Consider the following 24,140-nt stretch of genomic DNA (forward strand, 5'->3'; position numbering starts at 1 on the left):
TACTACCTAAAAAGTTACGATATTCTTCTTGAAAAATAGTGATAAAAAATCAAAAAGACGACCCGGGATACGGATCGTCTTGCTTAGACAGATCATGGGTTAAAACATTTAGTTCAGAGCATCCGCCTTAAGCAGCTCCGCTTTGTCCGTACGCTCCCACGGCAAATCCACATCCGTACGTCCAAAATGACCGTAAGCTGCCGTTTGCTTGTAAATCGGGCGGCGCAGGTCAAGCATTTTAATGATGCCTGCCGGACGCAAGTCAAAGTTTTTGCGAACAATCTCTACCAGCTTCTGCTCGCTTACTTTGCCTGTACCGAATGTATCGACGGAAATCGATACCGGCTTGGCAACGCCAATAGCATAGGCCAGTTGAACTTCACACTTGTCTGCGAGGCCTGCGGCAACAATATTTTTCGCTACATAACGAGCGGCATATGCACCGGAACGGTCAACCTTAGTAGGATCCTTGCCGGAGAATGCACCGCCGCCGTGGCGTGCATAGCCGCCGTAGGTGTCAACGATGATTTTACGTCCTGTCAAACCGGCATCCCCTTGGGGCCCACCGATAACAAAACGGCCTGTCGGATTGATGAAATATTTGGTGTTTGCATCGATCAGATGATCCGGCACGATCGGTTTAATTACATGCTCTTTAATATCGGCCTGGATTTGCTCCAATGTCACATCTTCCCCGTGCTGCGTAGAAACAACAATGGTGTCTACACGAACTGGGGTAGGACCGTCATACTCAACAGTAACTTGTGTCTTTCCGTCAGGACGAAGGTAGGGAAGCTTACCGTTCTTACGAACTTCTGTCAAACGGCGGGCAAGCTGATGCGAAAGCGAGATCGGCAGCGGCATCAATTCCGGCGTCTCGTTAACCGCAAACCCGAACATCATTCCTTGGTCACCTGCGCCAATGGCTTCAATCTCATCATCGGACATTAGTCCCTCACGTGCTTCAAGCGCTTTATTCACGCCCTGTGCGATGTCTGGAGACTGCTCGTTCAAGGAAACCAATACCGCGCAAGTTTGGGAGTCAAATCCGAATTTGGCGCGCGTATAACCGATATCTTTGATGGTTTGACGCGCAATCGCCTGGATATCGACATACTCCGAGCGGCTGCTGATTTCGCCAATGACAAGCACAAGACCTGTAGCAACCGAAACCTCGCATGCTACGCGGGCATTCGGATCATTCGCCAAAAATGCATCCAATACGGAGTCTGAAATTTGATCACAAATTTTATCCGGATGACCTTCTGTAACAGACTCGGATGTAAATAAGCGGCGACCCACTGGATTAGACATAAGAATAACCTCCTAAGGCTAGTATTCATAAATACACGCATAAGTACACATACAAAAAATCAACCTTTTCCGCTTGGAAAAGGTTTCTTTGGCTGTTACCTTCTTTATAGTATGTTACTGGATTTGTCTAAGTGTGTCAATAAATTATGATAATTTCCAACAATAATTAACACAGGTGTCACGATTACAGGTTAAGCATCATTTCCTCGGCTTTTTTAATCAAACGTGCTGTAATCGTGCCTCCAACCGCACCGGCATCCCTCGATGCAATATGTCCCCAGTAATCTTCCTTTATGGAATGCGATGGAAGCGATCCTAATTCCGTAGCAAATTCCACGTTCATATTGGCCGCCTGCTTACCAACCGGGAGTCCAAGCTCCGCAGCGATCTCATATTTTAATACATCCAATGCCTTTCCGCTTTCCGGTACCACTTTTTTGTTGTTATTCTTAGCCACTACGAGTACCTCCTTTTTCGGAATGTAGTCATAGTGTTTCCTCTATGTAGACAAGCAAACGTATGAATGACTGGAGAAATGGGTAAAATTATGGAGTAACCTTGGAACCGTCGGCATTGGTTAACAAATAATTCCCGCGAACCATGACATAGATGTCTTGATTGGATTTCGGATCAGGCTTAATCCCGCGTCCCTCACGAGGAACAATGAGCAAATGGTTAAGTTCAACGCTTGTTCCTGCAGTAATATCTTTACCGGCCGTTACATCGGCAATTCCGTCTGCTGTAGAGCTAAAGGCAACTGCCTTTCCTGTTCGAACGATAATCTCGGCGCCTGCGCCGCCAAAAAGTAATTGGCCTTGCTCCAGCTTAATAACGGTAAGTCCAGAATTGGATACGGCAGGTTGGGTAGAATCACCTGTTCCGGAAGATGGAGCCGATCCGGTTTTGGCTAACTCCGAAGCGATGATCTGTCTGATTTTTTCTTCATTGAAGGTTTGTTTAGCGAGTTCATCAGCAATTTTATTTGCAATATTTTGGTCGAAATAGCTCTTCGTGATGACCGGGTCATCTACCGAGCCGGGAACAGTACCGCCTTGGGGTGCATCGGCGTGGGCAAGGAGGATACCATTGATTCCAAAAATCAATACTGAGGCCGCAATCAGCTTTTTAATATTCAACACAAACCAACCCTCTCTCTTTTAAAGTAAAAAAGAAGACCCGAAGGTCTTCTTTCTTAAAGCTGGGGTTCAATAATATTAATTATGAACCAGAACGATCGATTTGTACTTCAGTAGAAGCAGACTTACCGCTAGGTGCAGTCAATACCAAGTCAAATTGAGCAACGTTGCTACCAAATGTAACTGTACCATCTTCACTAATTTCTACCTTGTTGGCATTAGCATCAGTTATATTTGAATTTACAAGCGAAATGTTTTGAGCTGTAAAGATCACACCATAGATGTTTTTGTAATTGATCAAATTGAGACCATCAACTTTAACACCATAGTTATCGACGATTTCAAAGTCGCCCAAACCGCCTTTAGGGTTAGCAGTGAACTCATCAACCACTTTTACATTACCGCTGGCGCTAGCTGCAACTTTAACCTTTTTGTTGTTAGCCACTACACTTTCAATGCTAACAGGATCATTCTTAGTAGTTACAGTAGCAGATACAGTCTTAGACTCGCCTTTTAAGTTGGTATAGTTTACAGTAATTGTAGATGTACCTGTTTTGTAACCAAGCACATACCATTTACCTGCAGCGTTTTTACCAACTACAGCAGAGTTCGGATTGGAGGAAGTTACATTCTTAATGAAGTCATCAGGAATAGCAACTTTATCTCCAGCCGCATTCGTTACTGTAAGGTTAATGCGTTTTTTCAGCGGGCTCTTGGATGGGTCACCGACATTTGCTTTGTAAACATCATTAGTAACAGATTCAGCAAGCTTACTATCTTTGGTGTTGTAAATATCACCAAGAGAAACCAAGCTATAAGTCAGATCTTCATTGACTTTAGTACCTTGAATTTGTTTCGTTGTAGTTGTTAATACAACGTCTTTTCCATCTTCATTCTTAACAATTTGAATTTTCAGTGTTGCTTGTTTTCCTTCGGCACCTGGTTTAGCCCAAATTCTCAGACCCTCGTTAAGTTGTTTGAAGGAATTATTAGCCCACTCATCTTTGTTGCCGAAAGTAAAGGATTTAGTAGCATCAACCAATACATTTTCAGGTTTAGTTCCATCTTGATTGGATTGGCTGTCGTCATCCTTTGTTATATAGAAGAAGTTCTCACCTGCAGGTGCTTCAAGAGCTACATATACACTGTAATTTACAGTAGTCCCAACATTTTTGTTTTTATCTGTACCCAAGTTGTAATCCATTTGTTTTCCATACTGATCTTGGATCACGTATTTGAAGCTGCTATATGCATTTGGAATGATAGCTTTCGCAACTGGCGTAACTTCTCTGATTCTGTCAGGTGTACGAACATCAGAAATCGTGTAAGTTTTTGTAGCCGTGCTTTGTGCATTGGCTGTAGCAATATACGCCGTAACGGTAACCGAACCCTTCGAAGTACCATTGATGTTTTTCAGACGAATAGAGCCTTTGTGAGCACCAGTTTCCTCGATTTTTACATTGCCACTGTTTTCAACACCGGAAATATTGAATTTAATTCTCTCACGGTTGGTGTCATCAGTCAGGTCGTCTACGCTCAGTTGATTTCCTTGCTCATCATAAGCGATGATCGGGATATAAACATCATAGTCGCCAGCAGCAATTACATCATTGGAGTCGCCGATTTCTACTTTGGTTGCAACTTTAGCAGATTTAATGGAAACCTTGCCTGTTGCTGTAGCTGCCTGGCTAGTAACTGTGAACGTGTAATCGCCAGACTTATCGATGTTATCGTTCAAGGAAATCTTCAATCTCGGGACATTGCTGCCGTTATCTTCGATATCCTTGTCAACGATAGTGCCACCGCTCTTGTTTTGTCCAACATAATCATTCCAGATTACGTTAACTTCATTTTCCTTGAAGTCAGGGGAATCGTAAGCGATGTTGCTGCCATATTGATCATACAGGTTCAGATCAAATGTTGCATAATCACCTTTGCCAGTGATTGCTTTCGCTTCCTTATTGGAATATGTTGCTTCACCCAACTCTAATTTTTGAAGAATCGGTTGCGTACCCAGCTTAAAGTTTTTGGAAACTGTAATATGCTGATCGTTATTCACAACCGTTACAGGGATAACGGAAACCCCTTGTTGAGCATCACCATTAGACTTAGTATCCAAAGTCAAAGCAAGGATACCATCATCTTGACGGCTGATTTTCTTGTAAGTAGCAAGGGAAGTATATACAGTATAAGAGCCGCCGGAGAAGGAAGCATTCTCGCCGTATTGGTTTTTCGCAGCAAGCTTGATAACTACGCTGGAAGAATAAGCGATCGTATCGCTAGTTGTCAGGAAGTCGATGCTCTTCAGCTGCTCGTCTTCAGCAGTGAATTTGGCAACCGTTTTGTCAACTGCAGCTGCATCCAAGCCGCCCAATGTTACAGTGTACTCGCCAGCACGAACCTTGGAATCAGTCAAAGTCAGAACAGCAGATTGTTTGTCTTCAGCCCACTCAACAGTAACTGGAACGTCAGCAGACCCTCTAGAAAGCTTAAGTGTAGCCTTCTCAGTGTCAACATCTCTGTCCAATTTCACTTCAACTTTCTGAACGCCGATTGCTTTTGCGGAAGCAATAGATGCTTTTTCAGGTTTGTTGAGGTTTTTGAATTGTTCTTGAGCTGCATAAGATGCAAGCACCAACAGATCGCGAGTTGCAGCGGAAGTACCACCGAAAGTACCATCAGGACCGCTAGTCAGGATTTGTCTCTCGATTGCGAGCGCAACATATCCTTTAGCCCAGTCGGATACAGTATGGTCGCTTACGCCTGGAGTTGCTTTAGCTTGAGCGTCAAGGCCAAGACCGCGCAGCAAGAAAGCAGCAAGCTCTTGCTTTGTTACTTCGCCAGCAGGGTTATATTGACCAGGCGCATAGCCGTCAGTCAAACCTGCAGCTTTCAAAGCTTCGATGTAAGGAAGAGCGTAGCCGTTAGCCGGATCGTCAGCTTTCACATCGGAGAAACTGGAAGTTGTCAGGGAAGTGTCAACATCCAATTTGAAGATCAAAGCGGCGACTTTCGCAAATTGAGCGCGGTTCATTTTGTCGTTAAGACCAAATACGCCCTCGCTTACGCCATCAAAGATACCAGCAGAAATCAATGCATCAAATTTAGCTCTAGTAGCTTCATCCAGATCTTTCAGATCGCTGAAGCTGGAAGAATCTTTTGCAGCTTCTGCACCCAGCGCTACGGAAGAAAACATCGAGAATGCCATAGCCAGGGATAAAATAGCAGATAAACTTTTCTTCATAACCTTTTTTTCTCCTCCTCGAATATCTTTCGGTTGTTGAGAGTTCTGTGTAGATAAACTATAGCTCGATTCCCTCATTAGCCGATTCACCCCCTTCCCAGAGTTGAGCGAAATGATTTTTATTAGTTATGTCTGCAATGTATAAATTGCAGAAACTAGTAAACAATAATAGAGAGTCGCATGCCATTTAACATTATACACCGACACGCTACCAAGGTAAAGAGTTAATTTTGAGAAAATTATCCAAAGGGTTAACTCTTGGCTTGTTATTGTTTAGTTTCATTGTATTAAACGCACTGTTTTCGAAAAAGTTGCGCTTTCTGAAAAAACTTTTATAAGATTTTTCGCAGCTACACAGTATGTATTCTGAGTATATCAACTTATCTATCAACATGTTGTATCGTACGTTTAACAAGGATAGTATACAACTATATCATACACTTAGTCATTACGAATAATTTTCCATAATTGTCACTCAAAAGCCGCCAACTCATGTTTCTAGATCCATGCTGTTGGCGGCTTCATCACTTATTTAGGAAGCTTCTTCTGCTGTTTCAGCACGCGCTCCAATACAGCTGCCGCCTGCACCCGCGTAAAGTTTTGCCGCGGATCGAAACGGTAGGTTGCTTTCTTTTGTCCTGTAAGAAGCACGTTCTCAATTCCTTGGATCAAACCGGCCTTAGTGACGGCTTCCACCGATGGTGAGGCATAAAAATCAATTTCAGAGCCATCGGTAAATTGTTTTTGCAATGCTGCGATCGACTTTGCCGTATCGGAAGATAGTTTAAGTTCCGCTGCCCTTGCAATCATCACAGCCGCATCCTGACGCGTGATCGCACTTCCGGGGTTAAACAAGCCTCCGGCGTTTCCTCTAACGATTCCGGCTCTGGCTGCGGTCTCGATGTATTTATAATCATACAAAGGATTAGTACTGCCGGTAGCCGGAACATCTCTAAACGTTTGAGTACCGCTATAGTTCAAAGGCAGATCAAAAGCTTTGACCAGCACCGTTGCAAATTCCCCGCGAGTAATGGGCTCGTTAGGGACAAACAAAGCGGGTGATTTGTTATACATGTATCCTTTGGAGTACAGCGTATCTAAAGTATCTCTTCCCCACTCATGGCTGGTAATATCATTGAAGCTGTCGTACATGTACATGACCTGGAAATAGCCGAAGTGATCGATAGGCACCGTAATCGTGTTTTTCTTCGGATCGACGACACCGCCGATATTTTTCCACGCCAACGTGGTCATGCCCCGGTAATCTTCAAAGATATCTAATTGATACACCGTTACATACTTCCAGGAATCTTCGCGAATGCTGTTATCGTATTTCAGTGTCAACTCTCCGCGCTTGGTAGGCACAACCATATCCTTTAAATCGTTTACGGTTCTTTTTTGATAGAAGCGCACATTGCTGGAGCTGCCATCCACATTGTACGGATCTTGTCCGGTACCTGTCAACGCTTCCTTTAGCTTATCCGTATCCATATAATCGTTCTCTTTAATATAACCGGCATTGATCCAATACAGCTGGCTGATCGGTCTAAACTTCCGAGTCGGCTCCTCTAAGAAAAAGCTGGCGCTTGCATCGCTGAGATAGTCTTTGCTAACTCTTCCATCCTTCGTATTGGCTATCCCAAAGAAAATCTTGCGATCGCCCGTCAAATATTGCTGCTGCGCTGTAGGGTCATTGCGCATCAGCTTCGTATCTTTGGGGAACGTAAGCTCCAGATCGCCTTCAAACAGCTTATATTTGTTTTGAAGCGGCATCAGCATTTGGGCGCCCTCGATCGAGGTGTTAACGTTATTCACGACGAAGCTGCCTTTTGTCTGCTCCGTACCGCGAATTACGGTAAAATTGATTGTGTTGTTTCCGGACTTCAAATTTTGATAACGGTAATAAAAATAAGGCTTGTTATCGGCCGGATCAATCTTGCTCCGGACAACATCATTTTTACCGAATATAACGCTGTCCGCATTCTCGGCCTCTAATTTAATATCCACAAAATTCCCATTGACCTTTGCCTGCTGCTGGTTGCCGACTTGGATCAATTGAGGCAGAATGACCCGATACGGAACCGGTTCGCGGGATATCGTAATCGTTCGGATTTCGGTGATACCTGTATTATTCGAGATAAGGAATTCAAAAACCACATCCCCGTTAAACGGCAGCGAAACGGGATTGGTTGTGAACCCGCCAGTAGAGGTATTGATATTTAAATATTGGACCTGTCCGCTGGCGGGAGAAGCGGGATAGCCCCAGCCTGGACCGGAACGAGCATCAAAAGTCAGAACAGGGTTCCCCTGAGTATCCGTCTTGCGCACATTTAATCGGATCGTGTCCGCATTCGTGAACATTCCGGTAAAAGATACTTCAGATGCATTAGTAACATATTTGTCCGGAGTCTGCGCTTTAGTAAACTTCTCCAACGGAGTAGGCAATATATCCCCTGCAAAAGCAGGAGTAGGCAGTGTGAATTTGAAAATTTCATACTGTGCCGTTGTTACGACCGTTCCGTTCAGGCGCAAACTGAATTTGATCGTATTTCTTCCTTCTACAATTAAAGATTCACCTGCCGGCAAAGCCGGAGACCAGGTGCGAGCCGCCCCTAAATCAAGCATCATCGTAGAATCATTGTTAGGGAAATCACCGGCAGTCAAATTGGTCGTTCTGCCATTCACAGCTACCTCTATATTCGGGTATTCAGTAGATGGCAGATTCATAATGCGTGCTTGCAAACAAACGGCACCCGGCGTTCCCCCCACGGTACATGCCGGTGTGTCCAGCGCCACGTTCTTAATCATCATATTGTTATGGAAGTTGATTGGAATGACATAAGGCGTGCTGGTGATCGTGACAGGGAAATCCAACCGTCCGTTGCTATCTCCGTTTGGCACAACGGATAATGTTGTATTGCCATCCCGAATTCCGCTCAATTGAAATTTCCATTTTTCCTCAGTGCCGACCGTACCGACATGCGTTGCAGTGAAATTGGTAGGCGTACCAGCAACATTCGCTACCACCGTGCCTGTTGCGGGATTAACATTCGTCGTATAAACGAAGAATTCCGAAGGAAGCTCATTGATTTCATTTCCGCCGTTCTCATTCAGCGCTACTTCAATAGGCACTCCCAAAGCGTCATTACCTAGATTTTTAGTAACCTTGGTGACATAAGGGGCTGTCGGATCGTAATAATTGAAATGAAAAACTTGCTGCGGCACCTGACCGATCAAACCCGTACCGGTAAAGAATGTGATAATAATCGTTTGCTTCCGGTTTGTCGGCAGAGCAAGCGGAACGGATCCCAAATCAAATATTTTATAGTGTGATGTAGTCTGGAGAACAGGCAGCGCCGATGGTCCTGTAAAATCAACGCGAGTCGTGGGCCCGTTCACTACTTGAATATCAGCGTACACATATTTGGTCACCGTGGTTGATCCCGTTTCAAAATCAACCTTAAGCTTCCCTGTAAGAATGGCCGATGTTTGATCCAGTTGAGGCAATGGGTCGTTCACCAGCTTTTGAGGGGTCGACCCTGGAGCCGCGGATTGGATGGCTCCATCGTACAAAAACGGACCGCCGTCATTAAAAACAAATTTGCGTGTCAGCGTATACGAATTCGTACTGTTGCTCGCAACAATTTTAAAAATATTGTCCCCCGCCTGCATATTGAATTCACCATTGCGGCTTGGGATAAAGGTGAAGTCTCCATTGCTGCTGCGGTATGCGGTGATCGGATTGGATTGCCCTAACAAATACCCTTGTATAGTCGTCGCATTAGGCGATTTCCCCGTAATGGTATAGGCTGTTTGGGTAGGATCCTGCGGATACATAAGATTGTCGTCCAAAGGAACCTGGTTAAATCTTAAATCCGTAATGTTCGTCGTAGGCGTAAATGTAATATAAGCAGGTTGTGAAGCCAGCCGGGTCACATCTCCCGTGAAGAACGTAATTTTATTAGTACCTTCCGTTAATTGGACATTATTAAAAGTAATCTCATAAGCAGAGCTGCGATTCCCTTTGTTTGTTCTGTTTTCTACCGGTGCCCCGGGATTTGTGCTCAAATTCTCAATCTCATAATAAATGCCTGCAATCTCCGAATCGTCAATGTTGTCAACTTCGACGGTTATATCCACATATTCGCTGGTTACCGGCGTTGGGCTGCTTTCATTGATGCTGAAACCCTTAACCTTTAAGGTGGTTGCAGCAAAAGCTGTTGTCAGCGGAACCATCATCGAAACCAGCATAGCCATGATGACAAAGATACTGACGAATCGCTTCTTCATTTGTTTCAATGGTCTTTTCCTCCTTATGTATAAAAAATGCATTATCAGCGGGAATGAATGCTATGTTCTCTTGGATTACCTCCTTTTTTTGCAAGATCATGCATGAGTATTAACCATTTCCCAAAAAGCTGCGTGTACATTTGTTATCGGCTGGGAAGAACAAAAATGTTATAGATTGGGTACAAAAAAACGGAAGTCACAAAAAATCCCAGACCTTAAAGGTCTGGGATTCGGTATTGGTATTATTGTTATTTTGACACTCTTGAACGGTCGCTCAACTGCATCGTTTTCATACGGATTTTGTTTAAAAATTTGAGTACAGGCTTCCTCGTCTTGCTGATAATGCCGATCGCCTCTGCCCCGAGAACCAGAATGCACAACAGCACGACCACGAGAATGACCGCTCCCCAAAGCGTTTGCTGCTCCGACATATAGGACAGCAGGACGGCTGAGGAGCCGAACAGCAATGCAATGCCATAAATAATCAATACCGTTGTACGATGGCTGAAACCAAGCTGCAGCAGGCAATGATGCAGATGGCTTTTGTCCGCGACCGAGATCGGCAGATTGTTAACCCAACGTCGCAAGATGGCGAAGAAGGTGTCGGACAGCGGCACCCCGAGAATCATAACCGGCACAAGCAGAGATACCACCGTCGCTTGCTTAAAACCAAGCACAGATAAAGTAGCCAAGCAAAAACCAAGGAACAATGCACCGGAATCGCCCATGAAAATTTTTGCCGGATGGAAGTTGTAGAACAGAAAGCCTGCAATGCTGCCCAGCAAAACCACACATAGCAAAACAACCGTTGTATTGCCCATCATTAAAGCGAGCACAAGTATGGTGGTGGTCGCAATGCCCGAAACCCCGGCAGATAGACCGTCAAGACCATCGATCAGATTGATGGCATTGGTAACGCCCACGATCCAGAAGATCGTCAACGGTACGGAGAGCCATGATAACGAAATTGTTCCGTCTCCGAACGGCACATTGACAAGTTCAATGGTCACTCCTGAATAAACAACGACGCAGGCGGCCAATATTTGACCCAGCAGCTTGATTTTGGGCGATAAATCATAGCGGTCATCGAACGCGCCGATCAGAACAACGATCGCCCCCCCGACCAGAAGCCCGAATACTACATCGTTCTTTAGCGAATCGATAGCCGGGGAAATAACAAAATAAGCTCCAATAAATGCAATAAATATGGCAAGTCCGCCCAACCTCGGCATAATGCGGTTATGTACCTTGCGGTGATTCGGCGCGTCAACGGCCCCGACCCAAAAAGCAAAGCGTTTCACTAGCGGCGTCATAAGCAAAGCGATAAGTAATGCAGTGACAAAGCCGATTCCGTATAACAAATTCATGTGTATGTTCACAGCCCCTTTTTCTATGAAAACCCCAAACACTCCAAATTATACTCTGATGGTTTTGGAAATACCAATACCAATTTTGTGCGGTTTTAGCGGTTTTCAGGTTGTTTTCACAGTTTCAGTCAAGGTTTCTGCACATTTTCTTTTTCACGGATGACTTTCAAAGCGAATTTCGGCAGCACGAGCATTCTTTTATACCGCCAAGGCTCCTGCAACAACCGATAGAACCATTCGAGCCTCAACTTTTGGAACAACACTGGCGCGCGCTTTAACTTCCCCGACAATACGTCAAAGCTGCCCCCGACTCCCATCATTACAGGTACACCCAGCTGATTCTTGTACTTTGCAATCCACGGCTCTTGTTTGTCCGCCGACCGACCGACCAGCAGAATATCAGGTGCTGCGGCACGAATAGCTTCAATAACACCGGCTTCCTCTTTTTCACCAAAAAAACCATCCCTGAAACCGACAAGCTTGATTCCCGGATACAGCTCCTGCAGCCGGGTCGCCGCTGCCTCAATGACATCGGGGGCTGCGCCGACAAGGTATACTTTCCAGCCCTGCCGTTCACCTGCCTTCATTAATTCTTGAATCAGATCAAACCCCGTTACACGTTCCGCGACAGGATTGCCGACATAGCCGGAAGCCCACACGACACCTGCCCCATCGGGAACAACAAGCTCGGCTTCTTTCATCATTTGCATATAATCCGGATGTTCAAGCGCAGTCATGACCATAATCGGATTGGCCGTAATGACCTGATGCGGCTCACGCCGAGCAATCACTTGGCTCAAATAAGCAACCGTATCTTTCATGCTCATCTTCGAAATCGGTACACCAAAAATGGATACTTTGGGAAAACTCACTGCATCCCACGTCCTTTAGCAAAAAATGATGCGATACGCTCAGCCGGACGCCCTGCTTCAATCTTCAACTGTTCGATCGCCTGCCTCTTGTCCCGCTTCCATGAAGCACCGTCCGCCAGCATTCCCAATGTCTCTTGAGCCAGATCTTCCGATCGGGGCTGTTTGGTAGTGCCGGCCGATTTCATGCCTAGCCGGTTCAAAAACTGATCAATTTTCGGATCATAAGAGAGCCCGACCATGGGGACGTATTGGCTTGCCGCATAGATTAAGGAGTGTAGGCGCATGCCTAGAAGCACCTGACAGGCTGCCACCTCCGCCAGCATATCCTGAGGATGAGTTACCTCCCGCGCTAATGAAAGCCGCTCTTTGTAGATTTCCCCCATCTGTTCCATCACATACAAAGATGCCTTCTCGTCCGACGGCAGATGGAACGGGAGAAATCGAATAACCGCATCCGATTTTTCCAGAACGACCTGAAGAGATTCAGCCACCGCCCTGAGTTCAGAACGGTCCTCGTTCCAAAAACGGACGGAAACCCCAATTACAGGTTTCGTTTCACCGCTCGGAGTTTGTGTCGGTTGTCCGCGCATAGGCAATCCCATTACCGGGTCCGGCACCACTTCCACCTCTGATGGTGATATCCCCATCTTCCCTAGCAAGGCTTTGGATTCCTCATCCCTTACCGTTATAAATGAACTGCGTTGAAAAGCAGACCGAATCCATCCGAAAAATAACCTGCGATGTACCGGACCGATGCCCTGGGAGTAAATAAATACAGGCTTTCCCATCCACTGCGCCAAACGGATGACAGCAATATAATAAGGGATCGTCTTTGGACTCGTTTCATCCTGCAGCAAGCTTCCGCCGCCGCTGATCAGTCCGTCGGCATTCCGTAAAGCCTGCCATACCTCCATGGGCTTCATTCTGTGGACGGCTTCCACTCCATAAGTCCGTGCCGTTTCCGCCGGGTTCACGGACAGAACGACAGGGACGAATGTTACGCCCTGTCGTTCTCCTTGTTCCTGTAGAGCCAGCAGAATAGATTGAAGAACTGCCTCGTCACCGCTATTGTTGAAACCGTAATAACCTGATATCGCTATGCGTTTAACCGAGGTACCCATCGCCGCCAACTCCTTACTACAATTTCCCATACTGCAATGAAACCAATTCCGATCAAGGTTCCGAAAGCAAGCCCGTAGACGACGCGAATGGATGAAATCATCAGCGGCGTATGCAGGTGAGCGAACGTATCGACCACGGAAGCTTGACCGATTACCCCGGCAAGAATCAATAGCAGCGCACTCCGGTATTTATAGCTAAGGTAAGCCCCAAGTATGAAAATCGGGTGTGAAATCAGGAATTCCTTTGTCCGCGGGCGAACCCCGAGCGTATTTTCCAAGAAGGATCGGAAATATCTCTCCAGCGAGGAGGCCTGTCCTTCATTCCCCGTCCGGGACAAATAATAGAAGCCTGCTGCCGCGATAATCGCGGCAGCAATAACCCACAGCACGCTGATATTGGAAGTAAGGATCTGACGCCCGCGAAGGACACGCTCTTTGTAAGTCATTCTCTCGCTAAACAACAGCCAATATAGGCCTGCCAAAGCGATTGGAGCCAAATGCAGCACGCTGACACCACGGAATTGCTGCAGCACCAGCATATAGGTGATTTGATTCAGCAAGCTTACAATAAAGAGAATGCCGATGGCCGACACCAATGTGGTTCGGAGCAGCAGCAGCAGGGCGAATCCGATTCTGGACCCTTCCGCTCGGTCCCATTTTTCCCGGCAGGTACGAATGGCCATCATAATCGCCAGTGTCGGAGCGCAGGTACCCGCGCCCAGCGCCAAAGCTTGCGCGAACAGGCTGGTGTTGAGCACGAGCAATCCCGCAGAGCCCAACATACCGAGCAGAAACAACGCCAAGGCCAGCTCAGGCACGAAATAAGCGATCGTGAGCGCAATCAACGCAACAGCACCGGCCCATACCAGAACCTTTGCGATATTTTGCCAGCTGGAGTATACATACTGGAAGGCTTCCGCCTGTCCCATCGAGTAGCCTGAGGCTTGGATGCGCGGAATTGCGCCATCCGGACCATCCAAAGCGGCATAAATCGCATCAAGCGGATGCAGAATTTGCCCTTTATCGAGGTTTTTGACTGCTCGGGCATTCAGGAACACCATCCGAATGTTGCGGTCTTTCACCGCCAGAACAAAACGGTCCGATACGCCCTGTATACGTCCCTTCAGCTCCTCTTCAGACAAATTCTCCGTCAGCTTCTGGGCATCGGTCTCCGTAAAGGAATGGAGCCTTACCACATTATGATGGATTCGTTTGGCCAAGCCGGCAAAGCCCTTTTGCTCCGTCTTTTGCAGCTCGATAACCGCAAGGCCTATACGATGCTTGCGCATCAGCTCGCCCATTTTGTCCAGATTGGTCGTATCCTTCTCGCTAACGAATCCAGGCACGGTTTCCCCATCCACGATGAATCTCTTGACGCCGAGCTTTCTCAGCTGTGCAAGCAATGCGTCCATCTGGTTCGTATTAAACGGGCGGCGGTTCGACATGCGGACGACAATCGAGAAACCCTCATCCTTCAACATTTGAAGCGTGATAGGATCGGGATCCATCGTTTTGAGCATCGCCTCGTCCATCGCCATTTCAATGATCATGCCAGGCTGATGATTAAAGCTCCAAGATCTGGTTGTAACACCCAAATCATGGAATGTCTGCTCGATGAGCGGCTGAAGTTGAGGCTGCGAATCGGTCTCCGTGAACAAAACATACGTGAAGTTCTCGCCCGGGGAGAACGGAACTTGCATAAGCACAGACGCGTCGCGGGACGAAAACACCTCGATACGGCGGCTGAGCTTCAGCTCATTTAATGTCGCCTCGTATACAGCCACACTTCCCACGCCATGCTGCTTCAGCTTGACAAGCTGGTCACTCACGAATTTACGCGGATTCGTCTGCATATCCGAAATTTCGAGCAAATCGCGATAATCCATGACAAACTCGACCTTACGCCCGGACTGCTGCTCAGTTTGGTAACGTTGATACGCTATGGGAATGGAGGCCAGCACTCCGAGAATGACCAGCCACCACAATCCTTTGCGCGCTAATTGATTCCACTTCATGTACCTTGCCTTCAATGCTGTCAGCTCCCAATGTTAGTGATGGTCAACGCGGGACATGACAGTCTGAACAAGCTTGTCGATCGCATCCGATGCGGCCTGTGCAGAGCTGCCGCGAACAGCGAAGTAAACCTTGATCTTAGGCTCCGTGCCCGAAGGGCGCAAGCAGAACCACGAGTCGTCCTCCAAGGTGAATTTGAGTACATTCTCTACCGGAAGTCCATATAAACCCTGTAAGAAATCCTCCACCTTAGTCACTTGAAGCCCATTTAATTCAACAGGCGGCTGTCTACGCCAATCTTCCATGATCCCCTGAATCTTCTCGACGCCGTCCTTGCCCTTGAGCGTACGCGATTCCAGCCTTTCCAAAAAATAACCATGCCGCTCGTACAATTCCTGAAGCACATCGTAGAGCGTCTTGCCTTTGCTCTTGTAATATGCCGCAGCTTCACAGATCAGCATAGATGCGACAACGGCGTCCTTATCGCGAGCGTAGGTGCCTGCCAAATAGCCGTAGCTCTCCTCATAGCCAAACAAAAACTCGGCCTCTCCGCTTTGTTCGAACTGCGTTATTTTTTCCCCGATATATTTAAAGCCGGTCAGCGTATTAAGCACCTTCGCTCCGTAATGCTCCGCAATGACTGCGCCCATCTCGCTTGTAACAATGGTTTTGACAACCACGCCATTGGCCGGCAGCTCACCCCGCTCCTGCAAACGGCCCAACAAGTAATCAATCATAATCGCACCCGATTGGTTACCGCTAAGAACGAAATATTCTCCATTCGCATCCTTCACCACTGCACCCATCCGATCGCAGTCCGGGTCTGTCCCGATCAGAATGTCAGCGTCAATCTTCTTTCCTTCGGCGATCGCCAGTGCGAAGGCCTCCCGTTCCTCCGGGTTCGGCGACTTCACAGTAGAAAAATTCGCGTCCGGCTTTTCTTGCTCCGCCACCACATGGACTTGTTCGAATCCTATCGCACCAAGTGCGGCGCGTACAGCCAAATTCCCGGCACCATGCAGCGGTGTATAGACGATACGGAAATCATCGCTCATCTCACGCACCAGCTCGGAATTAAGACTCACAGCGGTAACGGCACGAATGTATTCTTCATCCACCGCTTCCCCAATCCATTCCAGCAGCCCGGCTTTCTCCGCATCCGCCCGCGAGCTTCTCTTGACATCGGCAAACGACTCTACACTGCGAATTTCGGCTATGACCTGTTTCGCCTGATCCGGAACAAGCTGCCCGCCATCGCTTCCATACACTTTATACCCGTTATATTCAGGCGGATTATGACTGGCCGTAATGACTACCCCCGCATCGGCATTCAAATAACGTACGGCAAACGAGAGCTCCGGCGTAGTACGAAGTGACTCGAACAGGTAGGCCTTGATTCCGTTCCCGGCAAGCACCTTAGCCGTTTCAAGCGCGAATTCGGGAGATTGATTCCGTGAATCGTAGGCAATGACGACGGATGGCGTTTTTTTACCGGATTTCAGCAGAAACCGGGCCAGCCCTTGTGTGGCCCTTGCCACCGTATAAACGTTCATACGGTTGGTTCCGGCTCCGATTACCCCCCGCAGTCCGCCGGTACCGAATTCCAGGTCACGGTAAAACCGGTCTTCCACTTCTTTAGGATCTCCCGAAATCGAACGAAGTTCTTCTTTCGTCGCTGCGTCGATAGCTTCATCATTTAACCAAAGTTCATATTGCTCTTGCACTCGCGTTTGAGAATTCATTATTCCGTCTCCTCCACCCTAATTTTTATGTATGAATGTGAAATATGATCGGTCTTATTCTCTATCCTTCAGAGCAAACATCAATTCCCCTTCGGCCACCACCTTATCCCCGACTTTGGCTGTTGCCTGTCCCTTGCCGATGCTTCCTTTCAAGCGGGTAATTTCCACTTCCAAGGTTAACGTATCGCCGGGAACCACCTGACCGCGGAACCGGAAATTATCAATTCCCGCAAAAAAGCCAAGCTTTCCGCGATTGGACTCCACCATTAGCATGGCGACGCAGCCAACCTGAGCCAAGGCCTCCACAATCAACACTCCCGGCATAACGGGATACCCTGGAAAATGTCCCTGAAAAAAGGGTTCGTTCATCGTTACGTTTTTGATACCCGTGGCTTTTACGCCGGCTTCCACTTCCAAAATTCGGTCCACCAGGAAGAACGGGTACCGGTGAGGAATGATTTCTTGAATTTGTACAGCATCTAACAAGGTTGTTGCTCCTTTCACATGGTATAAGTTCGATCTTATTAACTGAAACTAAGAATGTCCCTTCATGATCTGCAGTAATGAAGGTTGATATAAGGGAGCTTATGTACAGGATTGCCGCAGACGGCAGGCCTTGACATAAGCTCTTTTTTTAAAAAAGTTAATCCGCATTCAGACTTCGTTGATTCAGCACATAAAACTGTAGAATATAAATAACCGTTGTCACGAAAGAAACGATAATTACAAACCATAGGTAAGCATGGGCGTAGGGGAGCTGGAAAACGATAAATAAAATGGCTACGTAATATAACACAGTGGTCAGCTTGCCCAAAACATTGGCAGGGACCGTCTTTTTTCCCCGAAAATGGAAGAATGCCGAACCAATAATCATCCCCGCATCTCTTAAAAACATGGCCATCGCGGCCTGCCATGAAATCATTTGGGAAAACACCAATGACAAAAAGACGGTGATCATCATCAATTTATCCGCAAGCGGGTCCAACATGCTGCCCAACGGCGTAACAAGCTTGCGCTTACGCGCAATATAACCATCCAGCACGTCGGTCAGTCCGGCAAGCAAAAGTACAAAAAAGGCTAACTTTATGTAACCAGCCCCAAACACAATCAAGTAAACCGGAATCAGTACAAACCGGCATAGCGTTAGGATATTGGGCAAGTTCCACAACAACTGGTTTTCCCCCTCCAGATCGTCAGGCCAGGCCGGCACTGTTCGTTATCCATTCTTTCTACATCCGTTCCCATCCTTACATTATACCGTTATGAGAATAAAAATAAAACTCCCTCTTAGGGGAGTTCAGGAATCAGAATATATAAGATCGAATATGTGACGCCAAGTATGGACGTCGAACATTTCATAGAAGCTCTGCTTGCCGACATATACATATCCAATCGTAAGGCCTATAAAAAGCGCTGCCGCGCATGCAAGAGGGAACCACGTCCACCTGATCATCCGACGGAACGCTTTATTCCGCTGTTTCGATCCTTCAGACGCCTCTTTTCGGGGTTTGCTCAAGTTACCAACCTCACTTTACACATTGCCGCTAGCCACGCAAACTGTTAGCCAAATTCATCATTTGATCGGATGAGCTGATTGCCCGGGAATTCAATTGAAACGCTCTCTGTATCGAGATCAGTTCCGTCATCTCATCGGATAAATTGACGTTGGATTGTTCCAGGAAGCCTTGGCGAACCGTAATCGGATCAACCTCATTATTCGCAGCGGTAACGGTTTGAAGAATCTCCTCTTGCTGAGCCGGCGTTATATTCCCCGGCAGACTGTAAAGATTATCTCCCAGCTGCTGCAATAGTTGGGGACGAACGGCACGCACCAATTTGATCTGTCCAACCTCGATCGGAGCTGCTCCTGGTTCCGTCTCGTTATAAGCCATGATCACTCCGTCAGGACTGATTTGGATTCGATGGTTGATCGGTATGCGTATCGGATTATCATCGGTTCCCATCACATAATGGCCGTCTTTCGTAGTCAAGAGCATGTTATCCGGGTCCAGCGGATCCGCCGAAGGAGACAACTGAAAGGATCCATTGCGGGTCCACCTTGTGGCTTGCACCGGATTATTATCGGCATCCAAAACAACGGTGGATATCTCGAACAATCCGCTGCCTTCAATAGCCATATCCAATGGACTATCCGTAGCCTGGAGTGAGCCCTGAGCAAGGTTCAGTTGTGCCGCAACCAGCTTGGCGCCCCAGCCTTGATTGTATCCAAGCGGTGTAAGCCGCCCTTCCCTTTGGAAGCCTTGCGGCTGCTGCTTTACGCTGGTAAGCACGTCTTGAAAGGAGGCTTCACGCCGTTTGTATCCGGTCGTATTCACGTTAGCGATATTGTTGGCTGCCAAATCAAGCTTCTGCTGCAGCGCGTGCATCGATACCGACGATGTAATCATGGAGTTGTTCATGTCCTACCTCCTAAACTCGTCCAACTTCGTTGACGGCCTTTTCCATGCTTTTATCGTAAAACTGAATCATCTTCTGATTCGCTTCATAGGCCCGCAGAGCAGCCATCATATCGACCATGGATTGGCCTGCATCGACATTGGAGCGCTCGATGTAGCCTTGACGCACTTCCACCTGATCATCTGCATTAATCGGACGAAAAGCCCCCTGATCCAATGCATTCAAACGGTATAAACCGTTCCCTTCGCGAATCAGCTGATTCGGGTCCTCCACCCGGGTAATCATCAGAGCCATCGGCTCGCCGTTTGCGCCAAGCAATGGCTGACCCTCCGCATTGATAAACTGTCCGGTCCGCGTAATGCGGAAATTCGTAATCGGAGCTCCCGTTCCCGGTTCTACCAGAACGATAGGTTGTCCATCACGCCCCAGCACTTGATGGCCGTCGCCATCGATCAATTGGCCATTCGCATCCAAAGAAAACTTGCCGTTCAAAGTATAGCGTTCCTCGCCTGCAGCATTCAAAATAGTAAAAAACGCCTGCGGCTGAATGACACGCTGGCCGTTCGCGTCCACATATTTGCCTGAGCTGTCAAAAACGGCGCCGGGCACCTGAATGTTCGAAACTAAAGCAAAGTCAAAAGGATTGTTCGTTTCTTGAAGGTCGCCTTGTGCGTGAAGAGACACATTCTCCTCCGCGAGAACGCCGGTATTTAGCCGCCCCAAGGAAACCGAACCGGGCTCGTCCTTGCCATTTCGCACCCGTGAGATCAAAATTTCAGGAAATGAACGGTTAATCCCGTTGCCTCCCTTGAAGCCCGGCGTATTGATATTGGCGATGTTATTAGTAACAATATCGTGTTTACGCTGCTGGGCAATCATGCCGGATGCGGCGGTGTACAAGCCTCTTAACATGGATCCTTTGCCTCCTGTATGATCTGAATTACTTAAATTTTCTTTTAGATACCTTATCCAGGTTGTCCAACATAATGCCGGTACCCTTAACCACGCAATGCATCGGATCTTCAGCAATCAAGACAGGCACTTTAAGCTCCTCGGCCAGCAGTTGATCGATTCCGTGCAGCATCGCGCCGCCGCCCGTCAGAATGACGCCGCGATCGATAATATCCGCCGAAAGTTCCGGAGGCGTTCGTTCCAGCACGCTCTTGGCCGCCGCTACAATGGAAGATACCGGCTCCCAAAGCGCTTCTTGAATTTCTTGCGAGTTGATCGTAATCGTCTGCGGCAATCCGCTCACCATATCTCTGCCGCGGATATCCATCGTTTCTTTCTGTCCGTCGGGATGTACCGTTCCAATACGGATCTTGATGTCCTCGCTTGTCCGTTCACCGATTAAAAGCTTATATTTGCTCTTGATATACTTCATAATGGAGGAGTCAAACTTGTCCCCGGCAATTTTAATGGAAGAGGAGGTGACGACGTCACCCATCGACAAAACAGCTACGTCTGTCGTCCCTCCGCCGATATCCACCACCATGTTTCCGCTCGGCTGAAATATATCCATACCGGCACCGATCGCCGCTGCCTTGGGTTCCTCTTCCAAGAACACTTCCCGCGCTCCGCTTCTTTCGGCTGCTTCCCGAATTGCCTTTTGCTCCACGGAGGTAATGTTGGTCGGAGCACAAATCAGGATGCGGGGATGACTGTACCATTTCCTGCCTCCAACTTTATTAATGAAATATTTGAGCATCATTTCAGTAATTTCAAAGTCGGCGATAACGCCTTCTCTAAGCGGGCGAATGGCAATGATATTGCCGGGTGTCCTTCCTACCATGCGGCGTGCTTCCTCACCCACGGCCAGCACCCGCTTCGTTTCGCTTTCGATGGCAACGACGGACGGCTCATCCAGGACTACGCCCCGCCCTTTCACATGAATCAGGACGTTCGCAGTCCCTAGATCTATGCCGATATCCTTGCTTAACATCCAATAATCCTCCCTAGCCAACCGTCCATCTCATTGAAGAAGCGGCACTCCTATAATATACGTTACTTAGGTAATTTCGCCATGAATTTGAAAATTCCTCTTTTTGTCCGTGATTTTTCGACAATAATCGCTTCATTTTTATCGGTTCGGGAGCGGGATCGTACCGTCAGTGCACAGGGGCATCCGGATTGGGCAAAAAGTCAGCTCATCCGCCGCTCCGTGCCGCTCACGGTACGGCCGGGAAAGCGTCTGCATACGCCTGTGGCTTTGGCTAAAGTGCTTTGAGGCTGTAAGCCGTACATCGCTTCATTTTACGGTGACCAGCTTCTCTTGCGCCTTCGGGCTGCGGGTTTTGCGGTACTTGATCTTGGTCGCTTCCCCACCGCGCAGGTGACGAATCGATTTGTGGTACTCCAATATGTGCTTCACCTGGTTGGCCAGCTCTGGATTGATCTCCGGCAAGCGCTCCGTTAAGTCCTTGTGCACCGTACTCTTGGAAACGCCGAATTCTTTAGCAATGGTGCGAACCGTATGCTTGGTTTCTACAAGGCAGCGGCCAATCTTTATGGTTCGCTCTTTGATGTAATCGTGCACTCCCCTCGCCTCCCTACTCGAGTTAGTTTGGTACATTATATGAGGGGTGTGCACTTATATTCTTTGTTTCACAGGCCTGACAAGCCCGGAGAACACATTTATTTTCAAGGACAAGTCCTTGTTTTAAAATGGACAAGCGGCAGTTGAGCCGCAAAAAAAGGCAGGAGAGATCATTTCCCCCTGCCTTAGAGCGACTTAAGCGAACTCTTATTGCTCTGTAATATAGTTTTCCGGATTAACGGCCGGGCCTCCCTGGCCTTGGCGCAATTCAAAATGAAGGTGTACGCCTTGTTCTTTCTCCAGCTCATTGCGGCCCGCTTTAGCGATCACATCGCCCTTTTTCACTTCCGCGTCCTTGGCCACATTCACTTCGGACAAGCTTTGGTAGACGGAAACGAGACCGTTGCTGTGCGAGATTTCAATGAGATGGCCTACAATTGGATCCTTCTGTACGGTGGTAACCTTGCCGCTCATAACAGCCATAACGTCAAACGTTTGATTGTCCGGTCTGGCAAAATCCATTCCGATGTGCGGCGTGAACGTATCGCCATACTCTACCATGGCCGCTTGCCTTACATCGTTCGCAGCCTTGTTGTCAAAGAAATGGAGGACGACGTCCAACTCGTTCTTGTCTTTAAACGGCCATTGCATCGTTTCCTGATTGGCATTGGTGGCTACGGCGTCCTGGCCTGTAACGCTGTCTGTGACGGTACCGGACTGGGTAGTGTCGGGGCCGGTTTTGTCAGACGTCAACGTCCCCGCTCCTTGGTACACCCACATGACGGTTAGAATGATTGCCGCTGCTGCCATGTACATTGCCGGAAATACCCACTTTTTGGCGAGCAATCTTTTCCAGGATGAAGATGTGCTTTTTTGCGCTCCTTCGATAGATTTAGGAGCATCTTCTTGTTTTGGCAAATCTCTTTTATGTTCACTCATATGTATATCACCTCGCTAACCATTCTTGCCAGATTCGCGAGATTTATACGCAGGAAAACCTATTTTATTAGAAACTTTTTCCTTTCAGTAGATTCGAAGCTTTCCCAAGCTCTATGCCCGTATAATAATACTTAACGATTTCCTCCGCTTTCCGTGATTCCTTGGCCATGCCGTTGGCCCCCCACTGACTCATCCCGACTCCGTGCCCATAACCGAAAGTGGTAATCTCCCACTTGCCGTTCGTATATTTCCATTGGAATTGGCTGGAATTCAACCCGAGCTTCTCCCGGACCTCCCGGCCCGTAAACAGCTTTCCATTGATAGAGAGCTTCTTGATCCGGTTCCCGGCGCTTCGCTCGATCACCTTTATCGAGGATGTATTGCCCGACGTAACCGGTATAGCCGAAGAAAGTCCCAGCATGCGCTGAAGTTCTTTCCCCGTTAGGGTAATCGTCTCTTTATACCTGGGGGACAGCTTGGCATCCCACGGACTGGCTACGCTTCGCAAATAAGGAAGCGCTACGTTCCAATAGTCTTCCGAATTTTCCGTATATCCGTTGCTGGTAGAGAAAAAACTGGCTTCAATCGGTTGTCCCTGATAAGTTAAAATGATATCTTTCGTTTCCGTTACGGCACGATTCAGCTTTTCCATATAAGAGACATAGTTTTCCTCGCCCCATCGCTGCTTTAGTTCCTGATCCGTCACATAAACCTGGTGTGCGGTCGTATCCGTGACCATAGCTTCGGGAACCGGTACGCTGCTCTGATCGCCGTCCAAGAGTCGACGCAGGATATAGGTACGCGCCGCCATGGCCTGAGCCTTGAGCGCCTCGAGCTCAAACTCCATCGGCATTTCGGCGGCGACCACGCCCCGTACATATTGCTCCAGGCTCACCAGCTCTGTTCTTTTTTCCTTGGCTAAGTAAACGGGGATCCAGGGCGGTTCTCCCTGACGGGAGACCTCCATACTGTCTTTTATATTCACTGTATCCGGCACCGGCGCGCTTCCGGGAACGGTTCTAACGAGCAGCGCAGGCATCAGCACAACGACTGCCGTGAAGCTCGCCAACCATACGGCGAACCAGCGAATCCACGATTTCTGTGGCCGATTAGGCTGCTTGTACTTCATGCTGCTCCTCCATCTTTCT

At 47.8% G+C, this 24,140-nt stretch carries 20 protein-coding genes; 1 reads left to right on the forward strand and 19 read right to left on the reverse strand.

What is annotated here, in order from left to right; translation table 11 throughout:
* Positions 1–108: 108 nt before the first annotated feature.
* The 16 genes from metK to mreB form a co-directional block, all read right to left on the reverse strand.
* On the reverse strand, positions 109–1,314 hold the full coding sequence (gene metK, locus NR121_RS09960; RefSeq protein WP_137670886.1) for a methionine adenosyltransferase: 1,206 nt from the start codon (positions 1,312–1,314) through the stop codon (positions 109–111).
* A 184-nt stretch (positions 1,315–1,498) separates the two neighbouring features.
* Complete coding sequence (locus NR121_RS09965) at positions 1,499–1,771, reverse strand: alpha/beta-type small acid-soluble spore protein (protein ID WP_074728956.1); 273 nt, start codon at positions 1,769–1,771, stop codon at positions 1,499–1,501.
* Positions 1,772–1,859: 88 nt separating this feature from the next.
* Positions 1,860–2,453 carry a hypothetical protein gene (locus NR121_RS09970; protein WP_235594183.1) on the reverse strand — a complete coding sequence of 198 codons (594 nt, stop codon included), beginning with the start codon at positions 2,451–2,453 and terminating at the stop codon, positions 1,860–1,862.
* Between the two features lie 79 nt (positions 2,454–2,532).
* Positions 2,533–5,694 carry an S-layer homology domain-containing protein gene (locus tag NR121_RS09975; protein ID WP_083351319.1) on the reverse strand — a complete coding sequence of 1,054 codons (3,162 nt, stop codon included), beginning with the start codon at positions 5,692–5,694 and terminating at the stop codon, positions 2,533–2,535.
* A 528-nt stretch (positions 5,695–6,222) separates the two neighbouring features.
* Positions 6,223–9,984: an S-layer homology domain-containing protein gene (locus tag NR121_RS09980; RefSeq protein WP_235594370.1), complete on the reverse strand. Its 3,762-nt coding sequence runs from the start codon at positions 9,982–9,984 to the stop codon at positions 6,223–6,225.
* 248 nt (positions 9,985–10,232) lie between these two features.
* Positions 10,233–11,351, reverse strand: coding sequence for a glycosyltransferase family 4 protein (locus NR121_RS09985; RefSeq protein ID WP_054817686.1), 1,119 nt, complete (start codon positions 11,349–11,351; stop codon positions 10,233–10,235).
* A 128-nt stretch (positions 11,352–11,479) separates the two neighbouring features.
* A complete protein-coding gene (locus tag NR121_RS09990; protein ID WP_082661030.1) occupies positions 11,480–12,178 on the reverse strand; it encodes a WecB/TagA/CpsF family glycosyltransferase in 699 nt (232 codons plus the stop codon).
* A 41-nt stretch (positions 12,179–12,219) separates the two neighbouring features.
* Positions 12,220–13,344 (reverse strand): polysaccharide pyruvyl transferase CsaB, encoded by a 1,125-nt coding sequence (gene csaB / locus NR121_RS09995; RefSeq protein ID WP_062410153.1) that lies wholly within the window; start codon positions 13,342–13,344, stop codon positions 12,220–12,222.
* A complete protein-coding gene (locus tag NR121_RS10000) occupies positions 13,320–15,359 on the reverse strand; it encodes a DUF5693 family protein (protein WP_256831148.1) in 2,040 nt (679 codons plus the stop codon). Before NR121_RS10000 ends, csaB begins: the two co-directional genes overlap by 25 nt.
* A gap of 33 nt (positions 15,360–15,392) precedes the next feature.
* Positions 15,393–17,099 carry a phospho-sugar mutase gene (locus NR121_RS10005; protein WP_256831149.1) on the reverse strand — a complete coding sequence of 569 codons (1,707 nt, stop codon included), beginning with the start codon at positions 17,097–17,099 and terminating at the stop codon, positions 15,393–15,395.
* A gap of 54 nt (positions 17,100–17,153) precedes the next feature.
* The gene (gene fabZ, locus NR121_RS10010; protein ID WP_062410156.1) at positions 17,154–17,585 is read right to left on the reverse strand and encodes a 3-hydroxyacyl-ACP dehydratase FabZ; all 432 of its coding nucleotides are present in this window, start codon (positions 17,583–17,585) and stop codon (positions 17,154–17,156) included.
* Between the two features lie 157 nt (positions 17,586–17,742).
* Positions 17,743–18,267: a CDP-alcohol phosphatidyltransferase family protein gene (locus NR121_RS10015; protein ID WP_062411089.1), complete on the reverse strand. Its 525-nt coding sequence runs from the start codon at positions 18,265–18,267 to the stop codon at positions 17,743–17,745.
* 129 nt (positions 18,268–18,396) lie between these two features.
* Positions 18,397–18,552 carry a DNA-directed RNA polymerase subunit beta gene (locus NR121_RS25310; RefSeq protein WP_367888801.1) on the reverse strand — a complete coding sequence of 52 codons (156 nt, stop codon included), beginning with the start codon at positions 18,550–18,552 and terminating at the stop codon, positions 18,397–18,399.
* A gap of 91 nt (positions 18,553–18,643) precedes the next feature.
* On the reverse strand, positions 18,644–19,519 hold the full coding sequence (locus tag NR121_RS10020) for a flagellar hook-basal body protein (protein ID WP_074728965.1): 876 nt from the start codon (positions 19,517–19,519) through the stop codon (positions 18,644–18,646).
* 10 nt (positions 19,520–19,529) lie between these two features.
* The gene (locus NR121_RS10025; protein WP_062410158.1) at positions 19,530–20,429 is read right to left on the reverse strand and encodes a flagellar hook-basal body protein; all 900 of its coding nucleotides are present in this window, start codon (positions 20,427–20,429) and stop codon (positions 19,530–19,532) included.
* 28 nt (positions 20,430–20,457) lie between these two features.
* Positions 20,458–21,459, reverse strand: a complete 1,002-nt coding sequence (mreB, locus tag NR121_RS10030; protein ID WP_054817689.1) for a rod shape-determining protein — start codon at positions 21,457–21,459, stop codon at positions 20,458–20,460.
* An 81-nt stretch (positions 21,460–21,540) separates the two neighbouring features.
* Here mreB and NR121_RS10035 point away from each other — a divergent pair, with 81 nt between their 5' ends.
* Complete coding sequence (locus tag NR121_RS10035) at positions 21,541–21,744, forward strand: hypothetical protein (RefSeq protein WP_256831150.1); 204 nt, start codon at positions 21,541–21,543, stop codon at positions 21,742–21,744.
* A 21-nt stretch (positions 21,745–21,765) separates the two neighbouring features.
* Here NR121_RS10035 and spoIIID read toward each other — a convergent pair whose 3' ends face one another.
* The 3 genes from spoIIID to spoIID all read right to left on the reverse strand — a co-directional run bounded on the left by spoIIID (position 21,766) and on the right by spoIID (position 24,121).
* Complete coding sequence (spoIIID, locus tag NR121_RS10040) at positions 21,766–22,053, reverse strand: sporulation transcriptional regulator SpoIIID (RefSeq protein WP_036682840.1); 288 nt, start codon at positions 22,051–22,053, stop codon at positions 21,766–21,768.
* 207 nt (positions 22,054–22,260) lie between these two features.
* Positions 22,261–22,992 (reverse strand): M23 family metallopeptidase, encoded by a 732-nt coding sequence (locus NR121_RS10045; RefSeq protein WP_054817691.1) that lies wholly within the window; start codon positions 22,990–22,992, stop codon positions 22,261–22,263.
* A 67-nt stretch (positions 22,993–23,059) separates the two neighbouring features.
* On the reverse strand, positions 23,060–24,121 hold the full coding sequence (gene spoIID, locus NR121_RS10050) for a stage II sporulation protein D (RefSeq protein ID WP_137670880.1): 1,062 nt from the start codon (positions 24,119–24,121) through the stop codon (positions 23,060–23,062).
* Positions 24,122–24,140 lie beyond the last annotated feature (19 nt).

The organism is Paenibacillus sp. Pae15 (genome assembly GCF_024519685.1).
In the GTDB taxonomy this organism is placed as follows: domain Bacteria; phylum Bacillota; class Bacilli; order Paenibacillales; family NBRC-103111; genus Paenibacillus_G; species Paenibacillus_G naphthalenovorans.

Excerpts from the sequence above, each read along its gene's own strand:
- metK (WP_137670886.1), bottom strand. The coding sequence starts at position 1,314 with ATGTCTAATCCAGTGGGTCGCCGCTTATTTACATCCGAGTCTGTTACA.
- NR121_RS09975 (WP_083351319.1), bottom strand. The coding sequence starts at position 5,694 with ATGAAGAAAAGTTTATCTGCTATTTTATCCCTGGCTATGGCATTCTCG.
- NR121_RS09980 (WP_235594370.1), bottom strand. The coding sequence starts at position 9,984 with ATGAAGAAGCGATTCGTCAGTATCTTTGTCATCATGGCTATGCTGGTT.
- NR121_RS09985 (WP_054817686.1), bottom strand. The coding sequence starts at position 11,351 with ATGAATTTGTTATACGGAATCGGCTTTGTCACTGCATTACTTATCGCT.
- NR121_RS09990 (WP_082661030.1), bottom strand. The coding sequence starts at position 12,178 with ATGAGCATGAAAGATACGGTTGCTTATTTGAGCCAAGTGATTGCTCGG.
- csaB (WP_062410153.1), bottom strand. The coding sequence starts at position 13,344 with ATGGGTACCTCGGTTAAACGCATAGCGATATCAGGTTATTACGGTTTC.
- NR121_RS10000 (WP_256831148.1), bottom strand. The coding sequence starts at position 15,359 with ATGAAGTGGAATCAATTAGCGCGCAAAGGATTGTGGTGGCTGGTCATT.
- NR121_RS10005 (WP_256831149.1), bottom strand. The coding sequence starts at position 17,099 with ATGAATTCTCAAACGCGAGTGCAAGAGCAATATGAACTTTGGTTAAAT.
- NR121_RS25310 (WP_367888801.1), bottom strand. The coding sequence starts at position 18,552 with ATGATCAGGTGGACGTGGTTCCCTCTTGCATGCGCGGCAGCGCTTTTT.
- NR121_RS10020 (WP_074728965.1), bottom strand. The coding sequence starts at position 19,519 with ATGAACAACTCCATGATTACATCGTCGGTATCGATGCACGCGCTGCAG.
- NR121_RS10025 (WP_062410158.1), bottom strand. The coding sequence starts at position 20,429 with ATGTTAAGAGGCTTGTACACCGCCGCATCCGGCATGATTGCCCAGCAG.
- mreB (WP_054817689.1), bottom strand. The coding sequence starts at position 21,459 with ATGTTAAGCAAGGATATCGGCATAGATCTAGGGACTGCGAACGTCCTG.
- NR121_RS10035 (WP_256831150.1), top strand. The coding sequence starts at position 21,541 with ATGAATTTGAAAATTCCTCTTTTTGTCCGTGATTTTTCGACAATAATC.
- NR121_RS10045 (WP_054817691.1), bottom strand. The coding sequence starts at position 22,992 with ATGAGTGAACATAAAAGAGATTTGCCAAAACAAGAAGATGCTCCTAAA.
- spoIID (WP_137670880.1), bottom strand. The coding sequence starts at position 24,121 with ATGAAGTACAAGCAGCCTAATCGGCCACAGAAATCGTGGATTCGCTGG.